The sequence below is a fragment of the Leifsonia sp. CL147 genome (assembly GCF_900114565.1).
Lineage (GTDB): Bacteria > Actinomycetota > Actinomycetes > Actinomycetales > Microbacteriaceae > Leifsonia.
Genome location: NZ_FOTM01000003.1, coordinates 94,674 through 117,108 on the forward strand (window position 1 = coordinate 94,674; position 22,435 = coordinate 117,108).

23 protein-coding genes are annotated in these 22,435 nt (G+C 69.7%); 17 read left to right on the plus strand and 6 right to left on the minus strand.

The window, feature by feature from the left end; translation table 11 throughout:
• Positions 1-491: 491 nt before the first annotated feature.
• Positions 492-1,355, minus strand: coding sequence for an HhH-GPD family protein (locus BM287_RS04070; RefSeq protein ID WP_090036233.1), 864 nt, complete (start codon positions 1,353-1,355; stop codon positions 492-494).
• Positions 1,356-1,394: 39 nt separating this feature from the next.
• On the opposite strand from BM287_RS04070, the gene BM287_RS04075 reads away from it, so the two are divergent.
• A complete protein-coding gene (locus BM287_RS04075) occupies positions 1,395-1,967 on the plus strand; it encodes a nucleoside/nucleotide kinase family protein (RefSeq protein ID WP_090036235.1) in 573 nt (190 codons plus the stop codon).
• Positions 1,968-2,365: 398 nt separating this feature from the next.
• On the opposite strand, the gene BM287_RS04080 is transcribed toward BM287_RS04075, so the two are convergent.
• Positions 2,366-3,373: a ketopantoate reductase family protein gene (locus BM287_RS04080; RefSeq protein ID WP_090036237.1), complete on the minus strand. Its 1,008-nt coding sequence runs from the start codon at positions 3,371-3,373 to the stop codon at positions 2,366-2,368.
• A gap of 116 nt (positions 3,374-3,489) precedes the next feature.
• On the minus strand, positions 3,490-5,082 hold the full coding sequence (locus tag BM287_RS04085; protein ID WP_244527872.1) for a DHA2 family efflux MFS transporter permease subunit: 1,593 nt from the start codon (positions 5,080-5,082) through the stop codon (positions 3,490-3,492).
• A 76-nt stretch (positions 5,083-5,158) separates the two neighbouring features.
• Between BM287_RS04085 and BM287_RS04090 the strand changes: the two genes are divergently transcribed.
• Genes BM287_RS04090 through BM287_RS04115 form a run of 6 tightly spaced genes read left to right on the plus strand, consistent with a single transcriptional unit; the run spans position 5,159 to position 10,036 of the window.
• Entirely contained in the window at positions 5,159-5,929 is a 771-nt protein-coding gene (locus BM287_RS04090; RefSeq protein WP_090036239.1) for a TetR/AcrR family transcriptional regulator, read from the plus strand.
• The gene (gene truB / locus BM287_RS04095; protein WP_090036241.1) at positions 5,926-6,861 is read left to right on the plus strand and encodes a tRNA pseudouridine(55) synthase TruB; all 936 of its coding nucleotides are present in this window, start codon (positions 5,926-5,928) and stop codon (positions 6,859-6,861) included. Before BM287_RS04090 ends, truB begins: the two co-directional genes overlap by 4 nt.
• Positions 6,858-7,226: a hypothetical protein gene (locus tag BM287_RS04100; RefSeq protein WP_090036244.1), complete on the plus strand. Its 369-nt coding sequence runs from the start codon at positions 6,858-6,860 to the stop codon at positions 7,224-7,226. Before truB ends, BM287_RS04100 begins: the two co-directional genes overlap by 4 nt.
• Positions 7,227-7,272: 46 nt before the next feature.
• Positions 7,273-7,794 carry a hypothetical protein gene (locus BM287_RS04105; protein ID WP_090036246.1) on the plus strand — a complete coding sequence of 174 codons (522 nt, stop codon included), beginning with the start codon at positions 7,273-7,275 and terminating at the stop codon, positions 7,792-7,794.
• Complete coding sequence (locus BM287_RS04110; protein ID WP_090036248.1) at positions 7,791-8,804, plus strand: bifunctional riboflavin kinase/FAD synthetase; 1,014 nt, start codon at positions 7,791-7,793, stop codon at positions 8,802-8,804. The genes BM287_RS04105 and BM287_RS04110 overlap by 4 nt, the downstream gene beginning before the upstream one ends.
• Positions 8,804-10,036, plus strand: a complete 1,233-nt coding sequence (locus tag BM287_RS04115; protein ID WP_090036251.1) for an MFS transporter — start codon at positions 8,804-8,806, stop codon at positions 10,034-10,036. Before BM287_RS04110 ends, BM287_RS04115 begins: the two co-directional genes overlap by 1 nt.
• A gap of 145 nt (positions 10,037-10,181) precedes the next feature.
• Here the strand turns inward: BM287_RS04115 and BM287_RS04120 are convergent, their stop codons facing one another.
• The gene (locus BM287_RS04120) at positions 10,182-11,156 is read right to left on the minus strand and encodes an ROK family protein (protein ID WP_090036253.1); all 975 of its coding nucleotides are present in this window, start codon (positions 11,154-11,156) and stop codon (positions 10,182-10,184) included.
• A gap of 91 nt (positions 11,157-11,247) precedes the next feature.
• On the opposite strand from BM287_RS04120, the gene BM287_RS04125 reads away from it, so the two are divergent.
• The 8 genes from BM287_RS04125 to BM287_RS04160 all read left to right on the plus strand — a co-directional run bounded on the left by BM287_RS04125 (position 11,248) and on the right by BM287_RS04160 (position 20,259).
• Positions 11,248-12,213 carry a sugar-binding transcriptional regulator gene (locus BM287_RS04125; RefSeq protein ID WP_090036255.1) on the plus strand — a complete coding sequence of 322 codons (966 nt, stop codon included), beginning with the start codon at positions 11,248-11,250 and terminating at the stop codon, positions 12,211-12,213.
• Positions 12,214-12,244: 31 nt separating this feature from the next.
• The gene (gene deoC / locus BM287_RS04130; protein ID WP_090036257.1) at positions 12,245-13,297 is read left to right on the plus strand and encodes a deoxyribose-phosphate aldolase; all 1,053 of its coding nucleotides are present in this window, start codon (positions 12,245-12,247) and stop codon (positions 13,295-13,297) included.
• A gap of 13 nt (positions 13,298-13,310) precedes the next feature.
• Positions 13,311-14,807 carry an aldehyde dehydrogenase family protein gene (locus BM287_RS04135; protein WP_090036259.1) on the plus strand — a complete coding sequence of 499 codons (1,497 nt, stop codon included), beginning with the start codon at positions 13,311-13,313 and terminating at the stop codon, positions 14,805-14,807.
• Positions 14,804-15,664: an aldehyde dehydrogenase family protein gene (locus BM287_RS04140; RefSeq protein WP_090036261.1), complete on the plus strand. Its 861-nt coding sequence runs from the start codon at positions 14,804-14,806 to the stop codon at positions 15,662-15,664. Before BM287_RS04135 ends, BM287_RS04140 begins: the two co-directional genes overlap by 4 nt.
• A gap of 90 nt (positions 15,665-15,754) precedes the next feature.
• Positions 15,755-16,366 carry an SGNH/GDSL hydrolase family protein gene (locus BM287_RS04145; protein WP_090036263.1) on the plus strand — a complete coding sequence of 204 codons (612 nt, stop codon included), beginning with the start codon at positions 15,755-15,757 and terminating at the stop codon, positions 16,364-16,366.
• A gap of 164 nt (positions 16,367-16,530) precedes the next feature.
• Positions 16,531-18,210 (plus strand): thiamine pyrophosphate-binding protein, encoded by a 1,680-nt coding sequence (locus tag BM287_RS04150; protein ID WP_170857423.1) that lies wholly within the window; start codon positions 16,531-16,533, stop codon positions 18,208-18,210.
• Positions 18,203-19,678, plus strand: coding sequence for an anthranilate synthase component I family protein (locus BM287_RS04155; protein WP_090036267.1), 1,476 nt, complete (start codon positions 18,203-18,205; stop codon positions 19,676-19,678). Before BM287_RS04150 ends, BM287_RS04155 begins: the two co-directional genes overlap by 8 nt.
• Positions 19,675-20,259: an anthranilate synthase component II gene (locus BM287_RS04160; protein ID WP_090036269.1), complete on the plus strand. Its 585-nt coding sequence runs from the start codon at positions 19,675-19,677 to the stop codon at positions 20,257-20,259. The genes BM287_RS04155 and BM287_RS04160 overlap by 4 nt, the downstream gene beginning before the upstream one ends.
• Before the next feature lie 269 nt (positions 20,260-20,528).
• On the opposite strand, the gene BM287_RS04165 is transcribed toward BM287_RS04160, so the two are convergent.
• Positions 20,529-21,059, minus strand: a complete 531-nt coding sequence (locus BM287_RS04165; RefSeq protein WP_090036271.1) for an O-acetyl-ADP-ribose deacetylase — start codon at positions 21,057-21,059, stop codon at positions 20,529-20,531.
• 10 nt (positions 21,060-21,069) lie between these two features.
• Complete coding sequence (locus tag BM287_RS04170) at positions 21,070-21,348, minus strand: metal-sensitive transcriptional regulator (protein ID WP_090036273.1); 279 nt, start codon at positions 21,346-21,348, stop codon at positions 21,070-21,072.
• A gap of 109 nt (positions 21,349-21,457) precedes the next feature.
• Between BM287_RS04170 and BM287_RS04175 the strand changes: the two genes are divergently transcribed.
• Positions 21,458-21,961, plus strand: a complete 504-nt coding sequence (locus tag BM287_RS04175) for an RbsD/FucU domain-containing protein (protein ID WP_244527873.1) — start codon at positions 21,458-21,460, stop codon at positions 21,959-21,961.
• 118 nt (positions 21,962-22,079) lie between these two features.
• Complete coding sequence (locus BM287_RS04180) at positions 22,080-22,427, plus strand: DUF6804 family protein (RefSeq protein ID WP_090036277.1); 348 nt, start codon at positions 22,080-22,082, stop codon at positions 22,425-22,427.
• The last annotated feature ends 8 nt before the right edge of the window (positions 22,428-22,435 follow it).

Sequence of the window (22,435 nt, forward strand, 5' to 3'; positions counted from 1 at the left end):
GGCCGCGCCATCTGCCGAGGTGCTCGTTGTTGCACCGCGCCACGGCGTGTCGCGTGCAACAACGAGCACTTCGCGGGCTTGGTCGCTCTGCGCGGGGCTGGGCGCTCTCCGCGGGGGCTGCGCCATCTGCCGAGGTGCTCGTTGTTGCACCATGCCACGGCGTGTCGCGTGCACCTACGAGCACTTCGCCGGGCGGGCGCGCTCCGCGAGGCCGCGCCAGCTGCCGAGGTGCTCGTTGTCGCACCGCGCCACGGCGTGTCGCGTGCATGTACGAGCACTTCGCGGGCTTGGTCGCTCTGCGCGGGGGCTGCGCGCTTTCCCCGCGGGGCGGCGCGCTCTACGCAGGGGCTGGGAGCTCTGCGCGGGGGTGCGCCAGCTGCCGAGGTGCTCGTTGTTGCACCGCGCCACGGCGTGTCGCGTGCACCTACGAGCACTTCGCGGGCCTGGTCGCTCTGCGCGGGGCTGCGGGGGCCGGCCAGGCCGCGCGGAGGTCACGGGAGGGTGTAGCCGCCGTCCGCGGGCACGGCCAGGCCGTCGGCGAGGAGGCCCGCGAGGGCTCGGTCGCGCTGGGCCGCATCCGGCCAGACGCCCTCGAGCTCGGCGGCGGTCACCGGGAGGTGCGACGCCCGCAGTTCGGCGAGGATCCGGCCGCGCACCTGGCGATCGCTGCCTTCGTAGCGCTTCTGGATGGCCTTGCGCGGCCCGTCGTACGGCGGGAACCCCGCCCGCCGCCACGCACAGCGGCCGGCGAGCGGGCACTCATCGCAGCGGGGGGAGCGGGCGACGCAGACGATCGCACCGAGCTCCATCATCCCGGCGTTGAACGCTGCGGCGACCGGCCGGTCGTCGGGAAGCAGCGCCTCCATGGCCGCGAGGTCGCGCTTGCCCGGCGGTCCGGGCTCGGCCTGGCCGTCGACGGCCCGGGCGATCACGCGGCGGATGTTCGTGTCCACGACCGGATGCCGGTTGCCGTAGGCGAACACCGCGACCGCCCGGGCCGTGTAATCGCCGATGCCGGGGAGCGCGAGCAGCGCATCCACGTCCTCCGGCACGATTCCGCCGTGTCGTTCGGTGATCGCCACCGCGGCCGCATGCAGCCAGAGCGCACGCCGCGGGTATCCGAGCGACTGCCAGGCGCGGACCGCCTCGCCGGGAGGGACGGCGGCCAGGTCCGCGGGTGTCGGCCAGCGGCTGAGCCACTCCTCCAGGCGCGGGATGACGCGGCTCACGGGAGTCTGCTGCAGCATGAACTCGCTGACCAGCGTGCCCCAGGCGGTGAATCCGTCGCGGCGCCACGGCAGGTCCCGCCGGTTCGCGTGGTACCAGGCCACCACCGTCCCGGCGAAGTCGTGCATGCATCGAGGCTAACGGCTGCTGCGGCCTATGCTTCTCGCATGATGCTTCCGCCGACGCCTCGCGTGCAGTTCCTGCGCGGACTGATCGGCGACCTCCGGCTGGTGTTCCCGGTGGGGAGGGTGGTCGTCGCCGTCGACGGAGGGCTGACGGGCTCGCCGTTCGCGGATGACCTCGCGGCCGTGTTCCGGGAGGCCGGCGCCGACACGTTCCGCGCCTCCCTCGGGGATTTCCACCACTCGCGCGCGTACCGGACGCGCCAAGGCCCCGAGACAGCGGAGAGCTACTACCGCGAGGGCTACGACTACGTGACCCTGCGGCGCGTGCTGCTCGACCCCTACCGGATGGGCGGCAGTACGGGCTTCCAGACGGCCGCTTTCGATGAGGAACGGGATCGGCCGGTGCAGGCGCGCTGGCTCACGGCCGGTCGGGACGCGGTGCTCGTCATCGACGGCGAGTTCGCCCTCCGGCCGGAACTGCGGGAGATCTGGAACGCCTCCATCCTGCTCGTGAACGCCCCGCAGGACTCCGTGTATCTGGAGGATGCGCGGCCGCTGGAGAACGCGGACATCCTCGTGGACGACTCCGAGCCGGCGCTGCCGTTCCGCGTCTGAGGCCCCGTCTCGCCTCCTCCGGGCAGATCCGCGCCGCGCGGGGCCCCGCCGCGCCGCACTGTGGCTGTCGAAAGCCGACATTCGTGACGAATCGCCGCTTACACCGCCTGGAAGTGCACATTCGTGACGAATCGCCGCTTACACCGCCTGGAAGTGCACATTCGTGACGAATCGCCGCTTACACGGCCTGGAAGTGCACATTCGTGACGAATCGCCGCTTATACGGCCTGGAAGTGCACATTCGTGACGAATCGCCGCTTACACGGCCTGGAAGTGCACATTCGTGACGAATGTTTGGGACAGGTGGGACAGGCAGGGCAGGTGGGGCAGGTGGGGCAGGGCGGGGGGCAGGTGGGGCAGGTGGGGCACGGCGGGCGGATGGACAGGCCCGTGGGGGATCAGGCGGCGAGGAGGGGGCGCATCCGTGCGGCGACATCGTCCGGCGAGAGGAAGGTACGCGTGCGCTCCACCTCGTGGACCAGCGCGGTGATCGCCGCGTTGATCGGCGCGTCGATGCCGGCCGCTCGCGCCTCATCCACGACGGCGCCGTTGAGGTAGTCGATCTCTGTGAGCTGACCGCGGCGGATGCTCTGCAGCGTCGATCCGGGGTTGGGCGTCGTGCCCATCCGCCGCTTCATCAGGAGGGGGACCGCCTGTGCGGCCCAGCGGGGCGCGTGCGCGACGATGCGGAGGAGTCGGTCGTCCAGTCCTTGGATGCTGCCGTAGCGGATGCCGCGCGCGTAACCGACCCGGGTGGCCTCCTGCAGGCTCGCGGTCATGATCGGCCGCAGCCGGCGGTCGCCGAGCACCTCTTGCGCGCTCCGTCCGGTGATCGCGGGGAGCGCGTTGATCTGGTTGACGATGAGCTTGGTCCACTGCGCACCGGTGAAGTTGTCGATGGCGAAGGCGGGCATGGCGGCGTCGAGGATGCGCGCCGCCTCCACGGCTGCCGGCGGCGGCGGTCCGTCGCCGGCGCCGAGGTAGGTGTTGGCGGTGGTGGTCACAGAGACGTGCCCGGGGGAGAGGAAGCTCGCGGCGTAGAGCGCCAGGCCGCCCACACACGCGGAGCCGGGCAGGAGCTCATCGGCCTCGCGCACGCCGGCGAGGCCGTTCTGCACGATGACGACCGGGATACCGTCGAGCAGCGCCGCATTGGCACCGATCGCGGCAGGCGCATCCTGGGCCTTCGTGCACACGAACGCGAGTTCGGGGACGGCCTGCAGGGTCTCCGAGGCGGAGATCCGCGCGGTGTGGATGCCCCATCCACCGTCGAGCCGAAGCCCGGATCCGCGGATGGCCGCCAGCTGCTCGCCCCGGGCCGCCACCTCGACCAGGTGGCCGACGCGGTCGAGCAGCGCGGCGATCGTTCCGCCGATGGCTCCCGCTCCGATGACGCCGATACGCACGCGGTCCAGCCTAACCGCGGCACGGTGTGGGGCGGCCCTGGTCGGGCTCACGGAAGGAGTTGAGGCGACACACCGCCGCGTGCGTGACGGCGTATCGCGTCAGCGGGATGGTGGGGTCAGTCCGCGAGGACGGGCATGGACTCGGCGGCCGCGGCGGCGGTGGCCGCGGTGGCGGTGGCCGCGGTGGCGGTGGCGGTGGTCGCGGTGGTGGCGGTGGCCGTCGCGGTGGTGGCCGTAGCGGCGGCGGTGGCCGGGGTGGACCCGGTCGCGACCTCCGCCGCGCGCCCCGCCCCCGCCCCGGCCCCAGCAGCAGCGGCCCGCGCCGCCGCCCGCCGGCCGGGCAGCGCCAGCGCGATCACGGCCGCGACGCCCAGCACGGCCGCTCCCACCCCGACCGCCGGGATGGCCGCGTGCACGTACCCGGTCGGCGTCAGCGTCCCGCCCGCGCCCGTGAAGACGGCGGTCAGCACGGCGATGCCGAGCGCGACGCCGACCTCACGCAGTGTGGAGTTCGTCCCGGACGCCTTCGCGTGGTCGGCCGGCCGCATGTTGGCGAGCACAGCGGTCGAGCTCGGCGCGAAGACGAGGCCCATGCCGATCCCGGCGAGGAGGAAGGGCGGCCACATCCGGGCGAAGGGCAGCGTCGCCGAGAGGGTCAGCGCGACCCAGGCCATCGCGACGGCCAGCAGCACGAGGCCGACGACGACCGGGAGGCGGGTTCCGGTCCGCGACGACGCCAGGCCGGTCAGCGGCGCGACGACCATCGGCGCGAGGGTCCACGGCATCGTCATGACGCCCGCCTCCACGGGGGTGTGCCCCTGAACGACCTGCAGGAATTGGATGAGGATGAAGATCGCTCCGAAGATCCCGAAGCTGAAGGTCACGCCGACCAGGTTCGCAACGGTGAAGCTGCGGTCGCGGAACAGCCTCAAGGGGAGCAGTGGAGCGGCGGTCCGGGACTCCCAGAAGACGAACCCGATGAGCAGCGCCGAGCCGGCGATCAGCGGGATCAGCACCTCAGCGCTGCCCCATCCCGCGGGGTTGCCTCGCACGATGCCGTAGACCAGTCCGAGGACGCCGGGCGCCGCCAGCAGCAGGCCGACGACATCGGCCCGCACCCGGTCGCCGAAGCTGTTCGGCACCGCGAACAGCACCAGCGGGATGGCCACGACGCCGAGCGGGACGTTGAGCCAGAAGATCGCCTGCCAGTTCCATCCCTCGACCACTGCACCGCCGATCAGCGGGCCGAGGGCGACGCCGAGCCCGGAGATGCCGCCCCAGATCCCGATCGCCGCAGGCCGCAGGCGCTCGCTCACGCTTCCGGCGAGGAGGGTCAGGGAGAGCGGGAGGAGGGCCGCCGCTCCGGCGCCCTGGATCGCGCGGGCCGCGATGAGCTCCCACGGCTCGGTGGCGAGTGCGCTCGCCGCACTCGCCAGGGTGAAGACGGCGATGCCTGCGAGGAACACGGAGCGCCGCCCGAGCCGGTCACCCAGCCCGACCGCCATGAGCATGAGGGTCGCGAAGCTCAGCGTGTACGCGTTGATGACCCATTGCAGCTCTTCGATGGAGGCGCCGAGGTCCTTCGCGATGACGGGCAGCGCACTGGTGACGACGAGGTTGTCGAGCGTCGCCATGAACATGGGCAGGGATGCGGCGACGATCGCCAGCCAGACCGGGATGCGCCGGCGGGACGCGAGAGGAGCGGACATGGACGCCTCCGAAGGAATGTGGTTATCGAATGATTACAAGAGCAGACACTAGTAATCGACTGATAACCTGTCAAGTGTGAGCGACAAGATCAGCGAGAGGATCCCCTCCACCGAACGCCGGGAGCAGATTCTCGACGCCGCCAGCCGGGTCTTCGGCGAGCGCGGCTACTTCGGGGCGACGACCGACCAGATCGCGAAGGCGGCCGGTATCAGCCAGCCCTACGTGGTGCGCATGTTCGGCGGCAAAGAGAACCTGTTCCTCGGCGTGCTGTCGCGGTGCCTCGACCGGCTGCTGGTCGCGTTCACCGAGACGCTGGAGCAGTGGAAGGCCGACGGGTCTCCCGCCGAGCCGCTCGCCGGCTACGCCACCGCCGCCGGGTCTCCCGCCGAGCCGCTCGCCGGCCACGCCACGGCCGCCGGGGCTCCCGCCGCTCCTCCCGGCGACCTCGCCGCGCCCACCTCGGCCGGAGGCCACGGCGAGATCGGTCGCCGCCTCGGCCTCGCGTACGTCAGCCTGGTCGAGGACCGGGGGCTTCTGCTGGTGCTGATGCAGGCGTTCAGCATGGGTCACGATCCGACCATCGGCGCCCAGGCGCGGGCCGGCTTCCTGACGATCTACCGGCTCCTGCGCGCAGAGGCGGGCTTCACTCCCGAGCAGACGCGGGCCTTCCTCGCCGAGGGGATGCTGCTGAACACCCTGCTCGGTCTGCGGCTGCCGGACAGCTACGACGAGGACGAAGCCGCCAGGGAACTGCTGGAATGCACGTTCCGCACGAAGCTGGACCTCGTGCTGCACCTGGCCGCCGAGGCGGATCACGGCCGGGCGGCGGGGGCACAGCGCGCATGACCGGCAGCGGACTCATCCTCATCGACAAGCCCGCCGGCATCACCAGCCACGACGTCGTCGCGCGCGTGCGTAAAGCGGCGGGGACGCGCAAGGTCGGCCATGCCGGGACTCTCGATCCGATGGCGACAGGGCTTCTCATCCTCGGCATCAACTCCTCGACCCGGCTGCTGACGTACATCGTCGGCGCCGACAAGGAGTATCTGGCGACCATCCGGCTCGGCGCTGCCTCGACGACGGACGACGCCGAAGGCGAGCTTCTGGCTCCCGCATCGCAGGAGGCTCTGGATGCGGTGACCGCCGAGGCGATCGTGGCCGGCATCGCAGAACTGACCGGCGAGATCGAGCAGGTTCCGAGCTCGGTCAGCGCGATCAAGGTGGACGGCAAGCGAGCGTATGCCCGGGTGCGCGCCGGCGAGCAGGTCGAATTGAAGGCGCGCGCCGTCACCATCTCCGAGTTCGAGCTGCTCGGGACCCGCCGTGAGCCGGGGGCGATCGATCTGGAGGTGCGGGTCGTCTGCTCGTCCGGGACGTACATCCGCTCCCTCGCCCGCGACCTGGGAGCGGGGCTGGGCGTGGGCGCCGGCGTCGGCGGCCACCTCACCGCGCTCCGACGCACGCGCGTGGGCGCCTACGACGTGCGGGACGCGCACGACCTCGCTACGCTCGATGCGGAAGCGGCGCTGATCCCCGCGGTGGACGCCGCCGGCCGGCTGTTCGAGACGCTCGAGCTCACCGAGCAGCAGGCGATCGACCTGACGCACGGGCGCCGCATCCACCTCGCCGACCGGGAGGGACCGGGCGGGGAACCGGTGGCCGCTATCGCGCCGACCGGAGCGCTTGTGGGACTGATCGAGTTCCGCGGAAAGGAAGCCAGGACACTCGTGAACTTCCCGACGGATGAGGCGGTCGGCCAGGCCGGCGGACGAGGATGATCGACTGGTTCACCACGACGCAGGTCCTCGTGGCGTGCGCCGCGGGCATCCTGTGCCTCGTGCTCGGGCTCGTGGGGCGGCTCCCGGGGGATGTCTCGATGGGCGCGGTCGCCGTCGTCGAGCTGCTGCTGATCGCCCAGCTGGTCGTCGCGATCATCGCTCCACTCGTGGGCAACCCTCCGACGGGCAGCCTCGCGGAGTTCTACATCTACCTGATCTCCGCGCTCATCCTTCCGCTCGCCGGCGGGTTCTGGGCGCTGATCGAGCGCAACCGCTGGAGTACCGTCATCCTCGGCGGAGTCTGCCTCGCCATCGCCGTGATGGTGTACCGGATGGGCCAGATCTGGTTCGTGCAGGGCGCCTGACCCCTCCGCACCGGAACGCGGCGCGCGGGAAATAGAATCGTAGGCGATGTCCCACCACACCCGGTCACCCCGCACGAAGCCCTCGCAGTCGTCTCCCGGACGGCGGACGCCGGGCCGCCGCCTGACAGGTGTCGGCCGGGTGCTCGTCTTCGTCTACGGCGTGCTCGCGCTGGCGGCGACCGGTCGCAGCGTGTTCCAGATCATCGACCGCTTCCACGAGGCGCCGGTCGCGTTCACGCTCTCGGCGCTGTCCGCCGCCGTGTACATCCTGGCGACCGTCGCGCTCATCGCGCCCGGGCGCGTCTGGTACCGCGTGGCGTGGGCGACGATCAGCTTCGAACTGGCCGGCGTGCTCATCGTCGGGACCCTCAGCGTGGCCGCCCCGGCCGTGCTGGGGCTCCACGACATCGATCCGTTCGGCCGCGACGCCACGGTGTGGTCGGTGTACGGGATGGGCTACCTCCTCATCCCGCTCGTGCTCCCGGTGCTCGGGATGCTGTGGTTGCGCGGCCACCCGCCGCTCGACGATTCCTCCTCCGTCGCCCCGGCCTCCGGGGTCGCATCGTGAGGGTCTTCCACGCCGTCTCCCAGATCCCGGACGGGTGGGGACCGAGCGCGGTCACGATCGGCAAGTTCGACGGCGTCCACACCGGTCACCGCGCGGTGATCGCCCGGTTGCGCTCGGTGGCCGCCGAGCGCGGGCTGGTGTCGACCGTCATCACGTTCGACCGCAATCCGCTCGAGATCCTCGCGCCCGACAAATGCCCGCCATCGCTGGTCAGCAACGCGCAGAAGCTCGGCCTTCTGGCCTCCACGGGCATCGATGCGACGCTCCTGGTGGCCTTCGACCGTGGCCTCGCGAGCCTCTCGCCCGAGGAGTTCGTGCACCGCATCCTGGTGGAGCGGCTCCACGCGGCCGCTGTTCTGGTGGGCAGCGACTTCCGCTTCGGGGCCGGCGGTGCGGGCGACGTCGCACTGCTGCGCCGGCTCGGCGAGACCTCCGGGTTCGAGGTGGTCCTGATCGACGACGTGCGGCCGGAACGGGGGCGGCGCGTCTCCTCCACCTGGATCCGCGAGCTCCTCGCCGGCGGCGACGTCCGGCACGCCGGCGAGCTTCTCGGTTCGGCTCCGACGGTCCGCGGCATCGTCGTGCACGGCGCCGCGCGCGGTCGCGAGCTGGGCTTCCCGACCGCCAACCTCTCACCGGAGTCGGAGGGCCTCATCCCCTCGGACGGCGTGTACGCGGGGTGGCTGACCGACGCGGGGGAGCGGTACCCCGCGGCGATCTCCGTCGGCAACAACCCGACGTTCGAGGGCGTCCCGCAGAAGCAGGTGGAGGCGTACGTGCTCGACCGCGAGCTCGACCTCTACGATCACACGGTCGAGGTGTCGTTCGTCGAGCGCATCCGGGGGATGGTCGCGTACACCGGGGTCGAGCCGCTGATCGCGCAGATCGCGGAGGACGTACGGGAGGCTCGGCGCATCCTCGGCGCCGTCCCGTCCGTCCCGTCGGTCCCGTCCGTCCCGTCGGTCCCGTCGGTCCCGTCCGTCCCGTCGGACTCCCGGGAGCTCGGCTGATGGCGGGTGCGACCTCCGCCCCCGCCGCGGCCGCCGGTGTGCGGCCGCTCTGGCACGGGCGCGCGATCGCGCTGCTCGGCATCCTGCTCGTCGCGGCGAACCTCCGCACAGCGGTCGCCGCGCTCTCGCCGATCTTCGCCGAGATCCGGGGCGAGTTCCCCGTCTCCAGCATCGACGTGGGTCTGCTCGGGATGCTGCCCCCGGTCTGCTTCGCGCTGTTCGGTCTGATCGCGCCGTCCTTCACCCGCCGGCTCAGCCTCGAGAGCGTCGTGCTCATCGCGCTGGGGGTCATGCTGGGCGGGCACCTGATCCGCGCGTCCGCCTCGTCGTTCGTCGTCCTCGCGATCGGATCGGCGGTGACCTTCGCCGGGATGGGCGTCGGCAACGTGCTGCTGCCGCCGCTGGTGAAGCGGTACTTCCCCGACCGGATCGGGCTTGTGACCTCGCTGTATGCGACGGTCATGTCGGTCTCCACGCTCCTGCCGCCGCTGATCGCCGTGCCGGTCGCGGACGCCGCGGGCTGGCATGTCTCCGTCGGGATGTGGGGCGTGGTCGTCCTGCTGGCGATCCTGCCGTGGCTGCGCATCCTGATCACGCGGCGGCCCACGCACCCCGACCGGGATGCGGAGGTCGAGGCCGCCGAGCCGGCGATGGCCAAGCGTGTCTGGCGGTCGTCGCTGGCGTGGGCGATGATGGTGCTCTTCGCCGTCTCCAGCCTCAACGCCTACGCGATGTTCGCCTGGCTGCCGCAGATCCTGCACGATGTCGCCGGGGTGCCGCCGCTCGATGCCGGGGCGCTGCTGTCGGTATATGCCGGGATGGGCATACCGGCCGGGCTGCTCATCCCTCTGCTCGCCTCCCGGATGAAGAACGTCGCCCTGCTGATCTACGCCGGCATCGCGTTCTTCATCCTCGGCTACCTCGGCCTCATCCTCGTCCCGGGCGTGGCGACGTGGCTGTGGGTGGCGTTCGCCGGTCTCGGCCCGCTCCTGTTCCCGCTGTGCCTCGTGCTCATCAACATGCGGACGAGGACCCACGCGGGCGCGGTCGCCCTCAGCGGCTTCACGCAGGGTCTCGGCTACACCCTCGGCGCGCTCGGACCGCTCGCCGTCGGCGTCCTCCACCAGCTCACAAGCTCGTGGACGCTCGCCCTCGTCGTCCTCACCGGCACCGTCCTCGCCGCGGCCCTGGCGGGCGCTCTCGCCGCCCGCCCCCGCTACCTCGAGGACTAACCCCCGCCCCGCGCCCCACGCGCCCCGCGCCCCACCGTCGAGTCCGCAGAGACTGCACGTTTTCGAGCCGATTCTGTGCAATCTCTGCGGACTCGACGGTGGGGCGCAGGCGCAGGCGGAGGCGCAGGCGCAGGCGGAGGCGGGGCTAGGGGAGGAGGTGGGCGCGATGGATGAGGGCGGCCGCGCCGATGAGGGGGCCCTCGGAGGAGAGGGCGGACGGCACGATGCGGACTTTGCGCACGAACGGGAAGTAGTGCTGCTCCACGACCGAGCGCATGTGGTCGAAGAGGTCCGGAGTCGAGTGCGAGAACCCGCCGCCGATCGCCACCAGCTCCAGATCGAGGAGCGCGGTGGCCGAGGCGATCGCCCGGCCGACCGCCTCGCCCGTGCGCGCGATGGCCGCACGGGCGACGGGGTCGCCCGCCGCGTAGGCGGCAGCCAGCTCCTCTCCCGTCCCGCCGGCGAAGCCGTGCTGACGCGCCCACGCGACGGTGTGCGGGCCCGACGCCATGGCCTCCAGCGCGTACGGATTGCCGAAGGTGTCCTCGCCGCGGAGCTCGCCGACCTCCACGTGGCCGATGTGGCCCGCGTTGCCGGTCGGTCCCGTGATCACGCGACCGCCGACGATGAGCCCGCCGCCGATCCCGGTGGAGATGACCATGCCCATCACGTTGTCGACGCCCTGCGCCGCGCCCACCCAGTGCTCCGCCATGGTGATGGCCACGCCATCCATTTCGAGCGTCACCGGCACGTCGAGCCCCAGCTCCGCGGCGACGCGGGACACGAAGTCGCGCATCGGGTAGTCGCGCCAGTGCGGGACGTTCAGCGGGGACACGAGGCCCAGCCGGCGGTCGACGGGGCCGGCGCTGCCGATGCCGACGCCGACGATGCGGCCATCCGCCGGGAGGGATGCCGCGCTCGCGCGCACGACGCCGCCCACCGACTCCTCCAGCTCCGGCACGGTGGCCGTCCGTCCGGTGGGCCGGCGCTGGCGCGATCCGGCGACGAGGCGCCCGTCGGCATCCACCAGTGCCGCCTCCACCTTGGTGCCGCCGAAGTCGACGGCGAGGGCGTAGGGAGTAGCGCCGGTCGTGGCGGCAGGCGTGGGGTCTGAAGGCACGACCCAACGATAAACGAATCGGTGGGTGCTCATTTGAGCAGTGACCACGCACATGTTGCTCCGGCGCGCATCCCGTTCCTAAGCTGGGGAAGTGGCACTGAACGATACGGATGAGATCCTCGCCGTCAAAGCCGCGGAGCTCTACTACGAAGCCGGCAAGACGCAGGATGAGATCGGCGTCGCCCTCAACGTCTCGCGCTGGAAGGTCGGCCGCCTGCTCGTCGCCGCCCGCGAGAACGGTTTCGTCCGCATCGAGATCGTGCACCCGAGCGCACGGCGGTTCTCGCTGGAGCGCGAGCTCTGCGCCTTCTACGGCCTCATGGATGCGGTGGTCGTGCCGGCCGCCGAGTCCGACTCCGAGGTGCAGGGGAGGGTCGCGCAAGCCGCCGCCGACTACCTGACCACCCTGCGCCCTGTCCCGCGGACCCTCGGTGTGAGCTGGGGCCGCACGCTGCACGCCGTCGCGGCGCGGCTGCGGCCCGGTTGGGCTGTCGGCGTGAACCCGGTCCAGATCAACGGGAGCGTCTCCTCCACCCGGCAGGCCACCGCCGCGGCCGACACGGCGGTGGTCATCGCGCGCAAGGCCCAGGGCACCGCGACCCTGCTGCCGAGCCCGGCGATCTTCGAGCATGCCGCCACCCGCAGGGCGATCGAGGCCGACCGCTCGGTGCAGAGCGTCCTCGAGCTCGCCCGCGCCGCCAACGCGTACCTGTTCAGCGCGGGCGTCGTCGACACCAGCTCGGTCCACGTCGACTCCGGGTACCTCTCCGTCGAGGATGTCGCGGCGCTGGCCGAGAAGGGAGCGGTGGGCGACGTGGTCGGCCGCTTCATCACCGAGGACGGCCAGGTGGCCGATCCGGAGCTGAACTCCCGCACCCTCGGTCTCAGCCTGGACGAGCTGCGCGCGGCGCGCACGTCCATCGCGGTCATCGCCGGGGAGCCCAAGCACAGTGTCGCGCACGCCGTCGTCGCGAGCGGGCTCTGCAGCATCCTGATCACCGATGAATCGACCGCCAACGACCTGCTCGGGCGCACGGTCCCGAGCACCCCGGCCTGATGGCCGGATTCAGCAGCACCTGGAGGACCACGTGACCATCGAGACAACGCCGCCCGTGCGCACGCTCGCGCCGGCGGCCCGCGCCGTCGACGTGCTCGGCGGCGACCTGACCGAGGGGTCGTTGCGCCGCTACCTGGGCGGCATCCCGGGGGTGGATGCGGTGGGGCTCGAGCAGCGCGCCGCCGGCCTCGGCACCCGCTCGATCAAGACGAGCAGCAAGAAGCGCGCGCTCGACACGATCATCGAGCTCATCGACCTGACGACCCTCGAGGGCGCGGACACCCCGGGCAAGGTGCGCTCCCTCGTGGCGAAGGCGCTCACCCCCGACCCGTCGGACCTGACGACGCCGCGGCCCGCGGCCGTGTGCGTGTACGGCGACATGGTGCCGTACGCGGTGGAGGCGATGGGCGCAGCCCACGCGGGTGCGATCCGGCGCACAGGAGGCGACGGGAGCGGACCCGGCGGCGGCATCAACGTCGCCGCCGTCGCGACGGCGTTCCCGAGCGGACGCGCCTCCCTCAAGGTCAAGCTGGCCGACACTGCGGACGCGGTCGCCGCCGGCGCCGACGAGATCGACATGGTCATCGACCGCGGCGCCTTCCTCTCCGGCCGCTACGGGCTGGTCTTCGACGAGATCGTGGCGGTGAAGGAGGCGTGCCGCCGCGACGACGGCACGTACGCGCACCTCAAGGTGATCCTGGAGACCGGCGAGCTGAACACCTACGACAACGTCCGTCGCGCGTCCTGGCTCAGCATCCTGGCCGGCGGCGACTTCATCAAGACCTCGACCGGCAAAGTGTCGCCTGCGGCCACCCTCCCGGTCACCCTGCTGATGCTGGAGGTGGTGCGCGACTGGCACCGGCTCACCGGCGAGGAGATCGGCGTCAAGCCGGCGGGCGGCATCCGCTCGTCGAAGGACGCCATCCGGTACCTCGTGACCGTCGCCGAGACGGTCGGGGAGCGCTGGCTGCAGCCGAACCTGTTCCGGTTCGGCGCCTCCAGCCTCCTCAACGACGTGCTGCTGCAGCGGCAGAAGCTGGCGACCGGGCACTACTCCGGCGCCGACTACGTGACGATCGACTGAAAGCGGACCTGACATGAGTTTCCTCGAATACGCCCCGGCTCCCGAGTCGCGGTCGATCCTGAACCTGCGGGACGAGTACGGGCTGTTCATCGACGGCGAGTTCGTCCCCGGCCGCGGCACGCCGTTCCAGACGATCTCGCCGGCCACGGAGGAGCGGATCGCGACCATCGCGACCGCCGACGCCTCCGATGTGGATGCAGCGGTCGCCGCCGCGCGCCGCGCCTACGACCGCGTGTGGTCGCGGATGAGCGGCAGCGACCGCGGGAAGTACCTGTTCCGCATCGCCCGTCTCCTCCAGGAGCGCTCCCGCGAACTGGCCGTCGCCGAGAGCCTCGACAACGGCAAGCCGATCAAGGAGAGCCGGGATGTGGACGTCCCGCTCGTCGCAGCCTGGTTCTTCTACTACGCGGGATGGGCGGACAAACTCGAGCACGCCGGCCTCGGTCCCGCCCCCCGCGCCCTCGGAGTCGCCGCGCAGGTCATCCCGTGGAACTTCCCGCTGCTGATGCTGGCCTGGAAGATCGCCCCGGCACTCGCGGCCGGGAACACGGTCGTGCTGAAGCCCGCCGAGACGACCCCGCTCACCGCGCTGCTCTTCGCGGAGATCGTGCAGCAGGCCGGCCTGCCGGCCGGTGTGGTCAACATCGTGACGGGTGCGGGCGAGACCGGCCGCGAGCTCGTCGCGCACCCCGACGTGAACAAGGTCGCCTTCACCGGCTCGACCGCTGTCGGACGGGAGATCGCACGCTCGGTCGCCGGGAGCTCCAAGAAGCTGACCCTGGAACTCGGCGGCAAGGCCGCGAACATCGTGTTCGACGACGCGCCCATCGACCAGGCGGTCGAGGGGATCGTGAACGGCATCTTCTTCAACCAGGGTCATGTCTGCTGCGCCGGCAGCCGGCTCCTCGTCCAGGAGTCGATCCACGACGAGGTCGTCGACCGGCTGAAGCGGCGTCTCTCCACGCTGCGCCTCGGCGATCCGCTCGACAAGAACACCGATATCGGTGCGATCAACTCGGCCGAACAGCTCCAGCGCATCCGGGAGCTCTCGGACATCGGCGAGGCGGAGGGCGCGGAGCGCTGGACGGCGGAGTGCGCCATCCCGGAGAACGGCTTCTGGTTCGCGCCGACGATCTTCGACAACGTCTCCACCAGCCACCGGATCGCCCGCGAGGAGATCTTCGGTCCGGTGCTGTCGGTCCTGACGTTCCGGACGCCGGCGGAGGCGATCGCCAAGGCCAACAACACGCCGTACGGACTCTCGGCCGGCATCTGGTCGGAGAAGGGCAGCCGCATCCTGGCCGTCGCCGACAAGCTGCGCGCCGGTGTCGTCTGGGCGAACACCTTCAACCGCTTCGACCCGGCCAGCCCGTTCGGCGGCTACAAGGAGTCCGGCTACGGGCGCGAAGGCGGCCGGCACGGCCTGGGCGCCTACCTGGTGCCCGGGCGGTCGTTGCCGGCCGCCGCATCCATCCCCGCCCGTCTCGCTCGCAAGGGAGCCGCACGATGACCCGCCTGGCCGTACCGAAGACCTACAAGCTCTACATCGGCGGCGCGTTCCCGCGCAGCGAGTCCGGCCGCACGTACGAGGTGGTGACCGCGAAGGGCGCGTTCCTGGCCAACGCGGCCAAAGCCTCCCGCAAGGACGCCCGGGATGCGGTGGTCGCCGCCCGCGGCGCCGTCTCCGGCTGGTCGGGCGCGACGGCCTACAACCGGGGCCAGGTGCTCTACCGCATCGCCGAGCTGATGGAAGGCCGCCGGGCGCAGTTCGTCGACGAGATCCAGAAGGCCGAGGGCGCCTCGGCGTCCGCCGCCGCTGCGCAGGTCGACGAGGCGATCGACCGGTGGGTCTGGTACGCGGGATGGGCGGACAAGTTCGCCCAGGTCGCGGGCAACGCCAACCCGGTCGCCGGCCCGTACTTCAACATCTCGGTGCCGGAGCCGACCGGTGTCGTCGCGATCATCGCGCCGCAGGACTCCGGCCTGCTCGGGTTCGTCAGTGCGATCGCACCGGCGCTCGTGGCCGGGAACACCGTCGTGGTCATCGCCAGCGAGCGCTTCCCGCTCTCGGCCATCAGCCTGAGCGAGGTGCTCGCGACGAGCGATGTGCCGGGCGGCGTCGTCAACATCCTCACCGGCTCGCCGGCCGAGATCGCGCCCTGGCTGGCCTCGCACGCCGACGTCAACGCGCTGGACCTGGTCGGCGCGGGCGACCTCGACTGGGTGGACCTGCAGATCGCGGCAGCCGACACGCTGAAGCGCGTGCTCCCGCCCGAGAACGGTGCCGATGCAGCCGCTCCGTCGCTCGACCGGATCGCGTTCTTCACCGAGACGAAGACCGTCTGGCACACCAAGTCGTTGCTGTAGGACGGCTGTGGGGGCGTCCCGTTTCCGCGCCCGTTCCTTCCTCTGTCCGCAGTAGTGGGGGAGGATGGGGTACGACGAGGGGAGCGCGGGATGCCGGAGGACTGGAGACCGGAGCAGGGGTGGAGTCCGCAGCGCGGCGAGCTGGCCCTCGTCGGGGACAGCCTGACCCAGGGCGGCGACTGGGGTGCGCTCCTCCCCGGAGAGGTCGTCCGCAACTTCGGGGCGGCGGGGGACACCACCGACGACGTGCTCGCCCGCCTCGACGATGTGATCGACGCCCGCCCGGCGACCATCGCCCTGCTGATCGGCACCAACGACCTCGCCTGGCGCCGATCGGTGGAGCACGTCGTCCGCAACATCGAGACCATGCTCGTGACCCTGCGGAAGGACCTGCCGGAGACGCGCATCCTCGTGCAGTCCGTGATGCCGCGCGGGCACGAGTTCGCCGACCAGATCCGCGACATCAACCGCCACTTGTGGCAATTCGCGCCGACCGTGCACGCCGGCTGGCTCGACCTCTGGCCCGCGATGGCGCTGGAGGACGGCGAGCTCAACCCCGCCTACACGGAGGACCGCCTCCACCTGAACCCCGAGGGCTACCGCGTCTGGGCGGCCGAGCTCGCCCCCGCACTCGAGCGCCTCCGTGATCTCCCCCCGAACAGCCGCGCCATCACCCTCCCCGACCTCGGCGGCGCCGCCTGACCCGCAGACCGACGACGACTGCTGGCTTTCAGGAGTTTCGGTCGGTGGCGTAGCGAGTCGCGTAAACATTGCATCAATTGTCAGAATTCGCGTCATGATGTGGGGCGCTCGTTCGTCCACAGGGTATGGCTACTGCTGAAGGACGAGCTCCGCTTGCTCCCGAGATGACCGTCCTCGATCATGTGTTCGCGCGACTGGTCGAACTCGGCGTTGACCACATCTTCGGAGTCCCCGGCGACTTCTCGCTTGCAATCATGGACAGGCTCGAGTCCACCTCGACCGTTGACTGGGTCGGTACGAGCGGAGAACTGGGTGCTGCGTACGCCGCAGACGGATATGCGCGAAATCGGGGCTATGGCGCGCTTCTGACGGCCTTCGGAGTCGGTGAGCTGTCCGCCGCGACGGGCGTCGCCGGTGCAACAGCTGAGGATGTAGCGGTGCTGCACATCGTCGTCGGTCCCGCGACGCGCGCGGTAAACGCTCGCAGCCCGTTGCATCACACCTTTCACGACGGCGACTTCGACCGATTCCGGCGTGCTGCGGCCAATCTCACCGAGACAAACTTCTCGGTGGGCTTGGATGCGCCAACGGCGACAATCGACAGGGCTTTTGTTGCCCTGCGTTCGACGAAGCGACCCGTTTATCTGTTGCTTCCTCAGGACGTTGCAGAGATTGCCGCCGCTACACCGGCGCCACTATCACTCCCTCGCGTCGCACCAACGGCTATCAAGAATGCCAGCGACCTCCTCTCGCGCTTCTTCACAGAGGTCCCAGATGCTGTTGCCGTTCTCGGGCATCTCATCTGGCGGCGCGAGTGCGGTGATGTCGGCACCGCGCTGGCGCGCCGGGGGGCGCGCATAGCAGAACTGCCGAACGCGCTCGGATCAGCTCCTCGGTCGGAACCTACCTACGTGGGCGTCTATAACGGGAAGCTCTCGAGCCCACCAGTGCGAGATGAGGTCGAGGGCTCCCACGGGCGAGTCTTGATCGGCTGCGTCCTCTCGGACACGACGACGGGCGGACTGAGTCATCGGTTCGAAGAAGAGTCGACCTTGGCGGTCGGCCGGGATGCGATCGTCTGGCGCGACCAACGCGTCGATCTTCCTTTCGAATCCGCGTGTCGGCTTCTGTTGGAGTACTGGCCGCCGAGGAACGAGCGATTCGAGAGCGCGGCTCCTGGGCCGTCTCGGCGAGCTCCTGTCGAGGGCGACGAGAGCGTGATATCTCTCAGAGCGGTGTGGGCCGCGCTCTTGCCGCGCCTTTCTCCCGGCACGCGGCTCTTCGTTGACACGGGGAGCAGCTTCTACGGGCTGCTTGATTCCCGAATACCAGAGGGCATACGGGTAGAGAGCGCGACGCTGTGGGCGGCTATCGGATGGTCGCTCCCAGCAGGTATCGGTTCCGCGATTGCCGCCCGCTCCGAGCATGTCGTGGTGGTCATCGGCGACGGAGCCTTTCAGCAGGTGGCATCGGAACTGGCTCTGGTGTGCACGATGGGGCTTACGCCTGTGATCGTCATCATCGACAACGGCGGGTACACGGTGGAGCGCGCTATTCGCGGCGAGCACGCGCGTTATAACGATGTCCCGGCCTGGGATTATGTCGCGTTCAGTCGTGCGCTCGGGCTCGGGAACTCGGTGGCGTCGCTGGCGCACGTCACAACACCGGAGGATCTCGAGCGGGCTGTACGAACGCTGTCTGACGACACGCGCGCACACGTTGTCGTTGTGCAAACGCATCCGCTGGACGTCAGCGGGACGCTCGCCCAGATGTCCACTGTCTTGCGTGCGAAAGCAGGGCTCGCCTCTCTCAGCGACACTCTGGTGAGCACGACCAATGCGTAGCCGCGGTTTCGATCTGAACATTGACCGTCGCCTGATCCGAGCTCCAGACATATTGGACGCTGCCGACGCACTGGTGAATCGACTGGGAGCGGACTCGGTGGTTGTGCTGGAGTCGGCGTCAGGTCCTCTGCGCGATGCTCGCCACTCGATGGTGGCCATAACAGGCCTTCTCGACGTGGCCGTCTACAGCCACCGGGTTGAGATCAGTGGTCTCCCGCGCGTCACTCGTGAGGCCGAATCGGTCCTCCTTCGGTCCGGCGTGCTGGTTCGGGATGACGCGGGCCTGGCGCTACGGCAGCCCGGCGCGCTATGGGAGCTCACCGACGTCCTTGAGACCCTTTTCGCCGTCGATGACGAGTCGATCGGCAGCGACTTCGGTGGCGGGTTCTTCGCCTGCTTCGGCTACGACACAGCTCAGTACGTTGAGGAGCTACCCCGCCTGATCCCTGCGGCCGACTCGGCACCACCGGATGCCTTCTTTTCCCTTGTCCATGCCCTCATTCGAACCGAACCCGCATCGACTGAGGCTGAGTTGATGATCGCCCGGTGCGAACTCTGGCCGGACATCGACGAAACCGCTCTGCACAGGGATCTGAGCATGAGGAACCCTCGCCGAGGTACGCACGTACCTCGCCCACGTTCCGTCCGCTTTGAAGTCACGCCTGAGGAGTATGCCGGTCGGGTTGAGGTAGCGCTCGACCACATCGCCGACGGCGATATCTACCAGATACAGCTCGGTCATCAGATTGAGATAGAGACGTCAGTGCTTCCGTTCGATGTGTACCGCCGGCTCCGGGAACGCAACCCTTCGCCGTACATGAGCTTCGCGAAGATCGCAGGTACGTCCTTGGTGGGTGCGAGCCCTGAACTGTTCGTACGTCTCGAGAGGGGCGTCGTCACGATGCGCCCCATCGCCGGCACTGCTCCGCGAAGCGGCGATGAAGCGAGAGACCTCGACGCGCGTGACGCCTTGCTCGCTGACGAGAAAGAGAGGGCAGAACACCTCATGCTGGTGGATCTGTGCCGCAACGACTTCGGCCGAGTCTGCAGGCCCGCATCGATCAGTGTCCACGAGCTCATGGTCGTCGAAGAGTATTCACACGTCATGCACTTGGTATCGGATGTGGCGGGCGCAGCACGTGAAAGCGTCGGAGCCATGGAATTGGTTCGCGCAACGTTTCCCGCCGGAACGATGACGGGTGCGCCCAAGATTCGAGCCATGGAGTTGATCGAGACTTTGGAAAGCTCCCGCCGAGGACTCTATGCGGGGGCGCACGGTCTCATCGGATTCGGAGGATGGTGCGTGCTCGGACTCGGCATTCGGATGACGACACACCACGAGGGGAAGTACACCGTCCGCGCGTCCGCAGGGGTCGTCGCGGACTCGTCCGCCGACGGCGAGTGGAACGAGACGCTGTCGAAAATGGCGGCTGCTTTCTGGGCCGTCTCGAACGAGGAGTTGGTATGAAGGTCGCGGTCATCGACGCATTCGACAGTTTCGTGTGGATCATCAAGCAGTACCTCGACGAAGCAGGCGCCGAGACGACCATGCTCCGAAGCCACGCGGAGAATCCCGCCCGACTCGCTGAACTCGAGCCTGACTGCATCGTCCTGGGGCCGGGGCCCGGCACGCCCGCTGCGTCCGGTCACATCGAGATCCTGGAGGCCCATTCCCAGCACATCCCGGTGCTCGGGATCTGCCTGGGCCACCAGGCGATTGCCGAATTCTTCGGCGCAACAGTCCGGCCGGCAGAACATCTGATGCATGGCAAGACGAGTCTCGTGGACCACGACGGCCACGGCGTCTTCCGGGGCTTACCGCGACCAGCGACTGTCACCCGATATCACTCGCTGGTCGTAGACGAGGCGACCATTCCAGAGTGCTTGGTTGTCACCGCACGCTCCTCAGACGACAACTACGTGATGGGACTGCGCCACAAGGATCGGCGGATCGAGGCCGTGCAGTTTCACCCGGAAAGTATCGGTACTCAGGTCGGACATCGATACTTTGAAAACTATCTGAAGAGTCTCGTAGTAGTCGATGGGTGAGCCGGCGCGGATCGAGGACCTTCGGTTTGCGATAGTGCAGGGATCGTCCCGGCCCAACGGCCGAATTCGCGACCAGGGACAGACATGGTGTGGATGATGTTCGAACGAGCCGGAGAAGCCGAGCCGTCGGGCAACCCGCATGGTGATTGGCGTACGTGATCTCCCGCCCCACCATCGAGTCCGCAAAGACTGCACGCGAAACGCCGCGCGGCCGTGCAATCTCTGCGGACTCGACGGTGGGGGGTGGGGGTGGGGGTGGGGTGGGGGCGTCAGGCGGCGGCCGCGGTGCGGAAGGCGTCGAAGGCCGCGTCCGAGAACAGGACGAAGCGCACGTGCTCGACCGATCCGACCCCGGAGGAGAGCACGGCACGCACGGTGCTGATCGCGATCCGCGCGGCGTCGTCCATCGGCCAGCCGTAGATCCCGGCGGAGATCGCCGGGAAGGCGACCGTCCGGGCGCCCAGCTCCCGGGCGACCCGCAGCGAGGACCGATACGCGTTCTGCAGCAGCGGAGTGCGGTCCTCGTGCGCCGACCACACCGGTCCGACCGTGTGGATGACCCAACTCGCTGCGAGGTCGCCCGCCGTGGTGGCCACCGCTTGGCCCGTGGGCAACCCGTCCGGCAGCGTGGTGGCACGCAGCTGCCTGGTCGCGGCGAGGATGGCCGGCCCGCCTCGCCGGTGGATGGCGCCGTCCACCCCTCCACCGCCCAGCAGCGAGCTGTTGGCGGCGTTGACGATCGCATCCACGGTCTCGTCGGTGATGTCTCCGCGGACGATGCGGATGAGCTCCTCAGCCATGGTCGCCGGGTCAGCCGCGGTTGTTGGAGAGCTCGTAGACCTTGAGCAGTTCGAGGATGGCGTCGTCGCGTGCGCTTCCGCCTTCCTCGAACATCTCCGACACGTGCGTGCGGAGGTGGTTCTCGACCAGCAGCTTGTTGAGCGAGCCGAGCGACTTCTGGATGGCGAGGGACTGCGTGATGATGTCCACGCAGTAGTCCTCGTTCTCGATCATCTTCTCCAGGCCCCGGAGCTGGCCCTCGAGGATGCGCGTGCGGTGCAGTGCACGCTTCTTGATGTCTGCGATCACCCCCTCAGGATAATGCCGGAGCCGCCCATACCCGGAGGGGGTAAATGGCGTCGCCCCGGGGGTCCAAGCCGACGAGGAGTTCACCCGGGCTATCCCCTCAATGGGGGGTGTGGGTGGACATACCGATGGGTCTATCCTCCAGGGAGGGGTTGAGAAATATTCGTTTAACAGGAAAGGCCCGACTTTGCTGAAGAACCTCAGCCCGCTGCTGTCCGGTGCGCTCTTGAGCGCGCTCGACGCGATGCACGATGGCCAAACGCTTACCCTCGTCGGCAGCGGCTACCCGGAAGATCAGATCACCGCCCCCGTCGTCCACTTGGGCGACGACGTCACGACAGAGGCCGCCGCCGAAGCGATCCTCTCCGTGTTCCCGCTCGACCAGCAGGATGCCTCGCCGATCGTGTTCCTCGATCTCGCCGAAGAGCCCTACGACGTCCCCGACGTCGCGTTCGCGGTGAACGGGATCGCGTCCGACGCCGAACTGCGCCGAGTACCCATGACCCGCCTCGAGCTCGACCCGTTCCTCGAGCTCGCCCGAACCGCCGCCGTCACGGTACGTGTCGGCTCCGACGCACCGCCCTGCGCGTTCCTGTTCCGTCGTGGCACGCTGTAACCCGCCGCGTCCCGCATCCCGCAATCACACAGCCCGCCCGCCCGGCCGGAGACCGAGAGTCCTCCGCACCGGGCGGGCGTATTTCTGCCACCGCGCCGCCGCGTAGAGTTGACTCCCGATGCCTGGACCACACACGCCGCAGCAGCCCGCCTTCAGCCGCGCCGCCCTCGCACCGGGGCTCCTCGGGGCCATCGTGCTGCTGGCCGGCCTGGCGCTGGTGTCGAGCGACTGGTACCTCTACGTCCGGTACGCCGTCAGCATCCTTGCGCTCATCCTCTGCGTGTTCGCCGGCCAGGCGCGGCTGTGGTGGTGGCTCGCCGGTCTCATCCCGGTCGCCGTGGTCTGGAATCCGGTGTGGCCGCTGCCGCTCGGCGACCTGGTGCTGCAGGGCCTGGCGATCGCGGGAGCCATCGTGTTCGTCGCCGCGGCGGTCACGATCAAGATCCCTGCAGACACGCGTCGCTGAACCGCGTT

Bases quoted from the DNA above. Each gene is read 5' to 3' on its own strand.
- BM287_RS04155 (WP_090036267.1), top strand. From the start codon at position 18,203: ATGCGTAGCCGCGGTTTCGATCTGAACATTGACCGTCGCCTGATCCGA.
- BM287_RS04145 (WP_090036263.1), top strand. From the start codon at position 15,755: ATGCCGGAGGACTGGAGACCGGAGCAGGGGTGGAGTCCGCAGCGCGGC.
- BM287_RS04180 (WP_090036277.1), top strand. From the start codon at position 22,080: ATGCCTGGACCACACACGCCGCAGCAGCCCGCCTTCAGCCGCGCCGCC.
- BM287_RS04105 (WP_090036246.1), top strand. From the start codon at position 7,273: ATGTCCCACCACACCCGGTCACCCCGCACGAAGCCCTCGCAGTCGTCT.
- truB (WP_090036241.1), top strand. From the start codon at position 5,926: ATGACCGGCAGCGGACTCATCCTCATCGACAAGCCCGCCGGCATCACC.
- BM287_RS04070 (WP_090036233.1), bottom strand. From the start codon at position 1,355: ATGCACGACTTCGCCGGGACGGTGGTGGCCTGGTACCACGCGAACCGG.
- BM287_RS04115 (WP_090036251.1), top strand. From the start codon at position 8,804: ATGGCGGGTGCGACCTCCGCCCCCGCCGCGGCCGCCGGTGTGCGGCCG.
- BM287_RS04085 (WP_244527872.1), bottom strand. From the start codon at position 5,082: ATGTCCGCTCCTCTCGCGTCCCGCCGGCGCATCCCGGTCTGGCTGGCG.
- BM287_RS04160 (WP_090036269.1), top strand. From the start codon at position 19,675: ATGAAGGTCGCGGTCATCGACGCATTCGACAGTTTCGTGTGGATCATC.
- BM287_RS04100 (WP_090036244.1), top strand. From the start codon at position 6,858: ATGATCGACTGGTTCACCACGACGCAGGTCCTCGTGGCGTGCGCCGCG.
- BM287_RS04165 (WP_090036271.1), bottom strand. From the start codon at position 21,059: ATGGCTGAGGAGCTCATCCGCATCGTCCGCGGAGACATCACCGACGAG.
- BM287_RS04075 (WP_090036235.1), top strand. From the start codon at position 1,395: ATGATGCTTCCGCCGACGCCTCGCGTGCAGTTCCTGCGCGGACTGATC.
- BM287_RS04150 (WP_170857423.1), top strand. From the start codon at position 16,531: ATGACCGTCCTCGATCATGTGTTCGCGCGACTGGTCGAACTCGGCGTT.
- BM287_RS04135 (WP_090036259.1), top strand. From the start codon at position 13,311: ATGAGTTTCCTCGAATACGCCCCGGCTCCCGAGTCGCGGTCGATCCTG.
- BM287_RS04140 (WP_090036261.1), top strand. From the start codon at position 14,804: ATGACCCGCCTGGCCGTACCGAAGACCTACAAGCTCTACATCGGCGGC.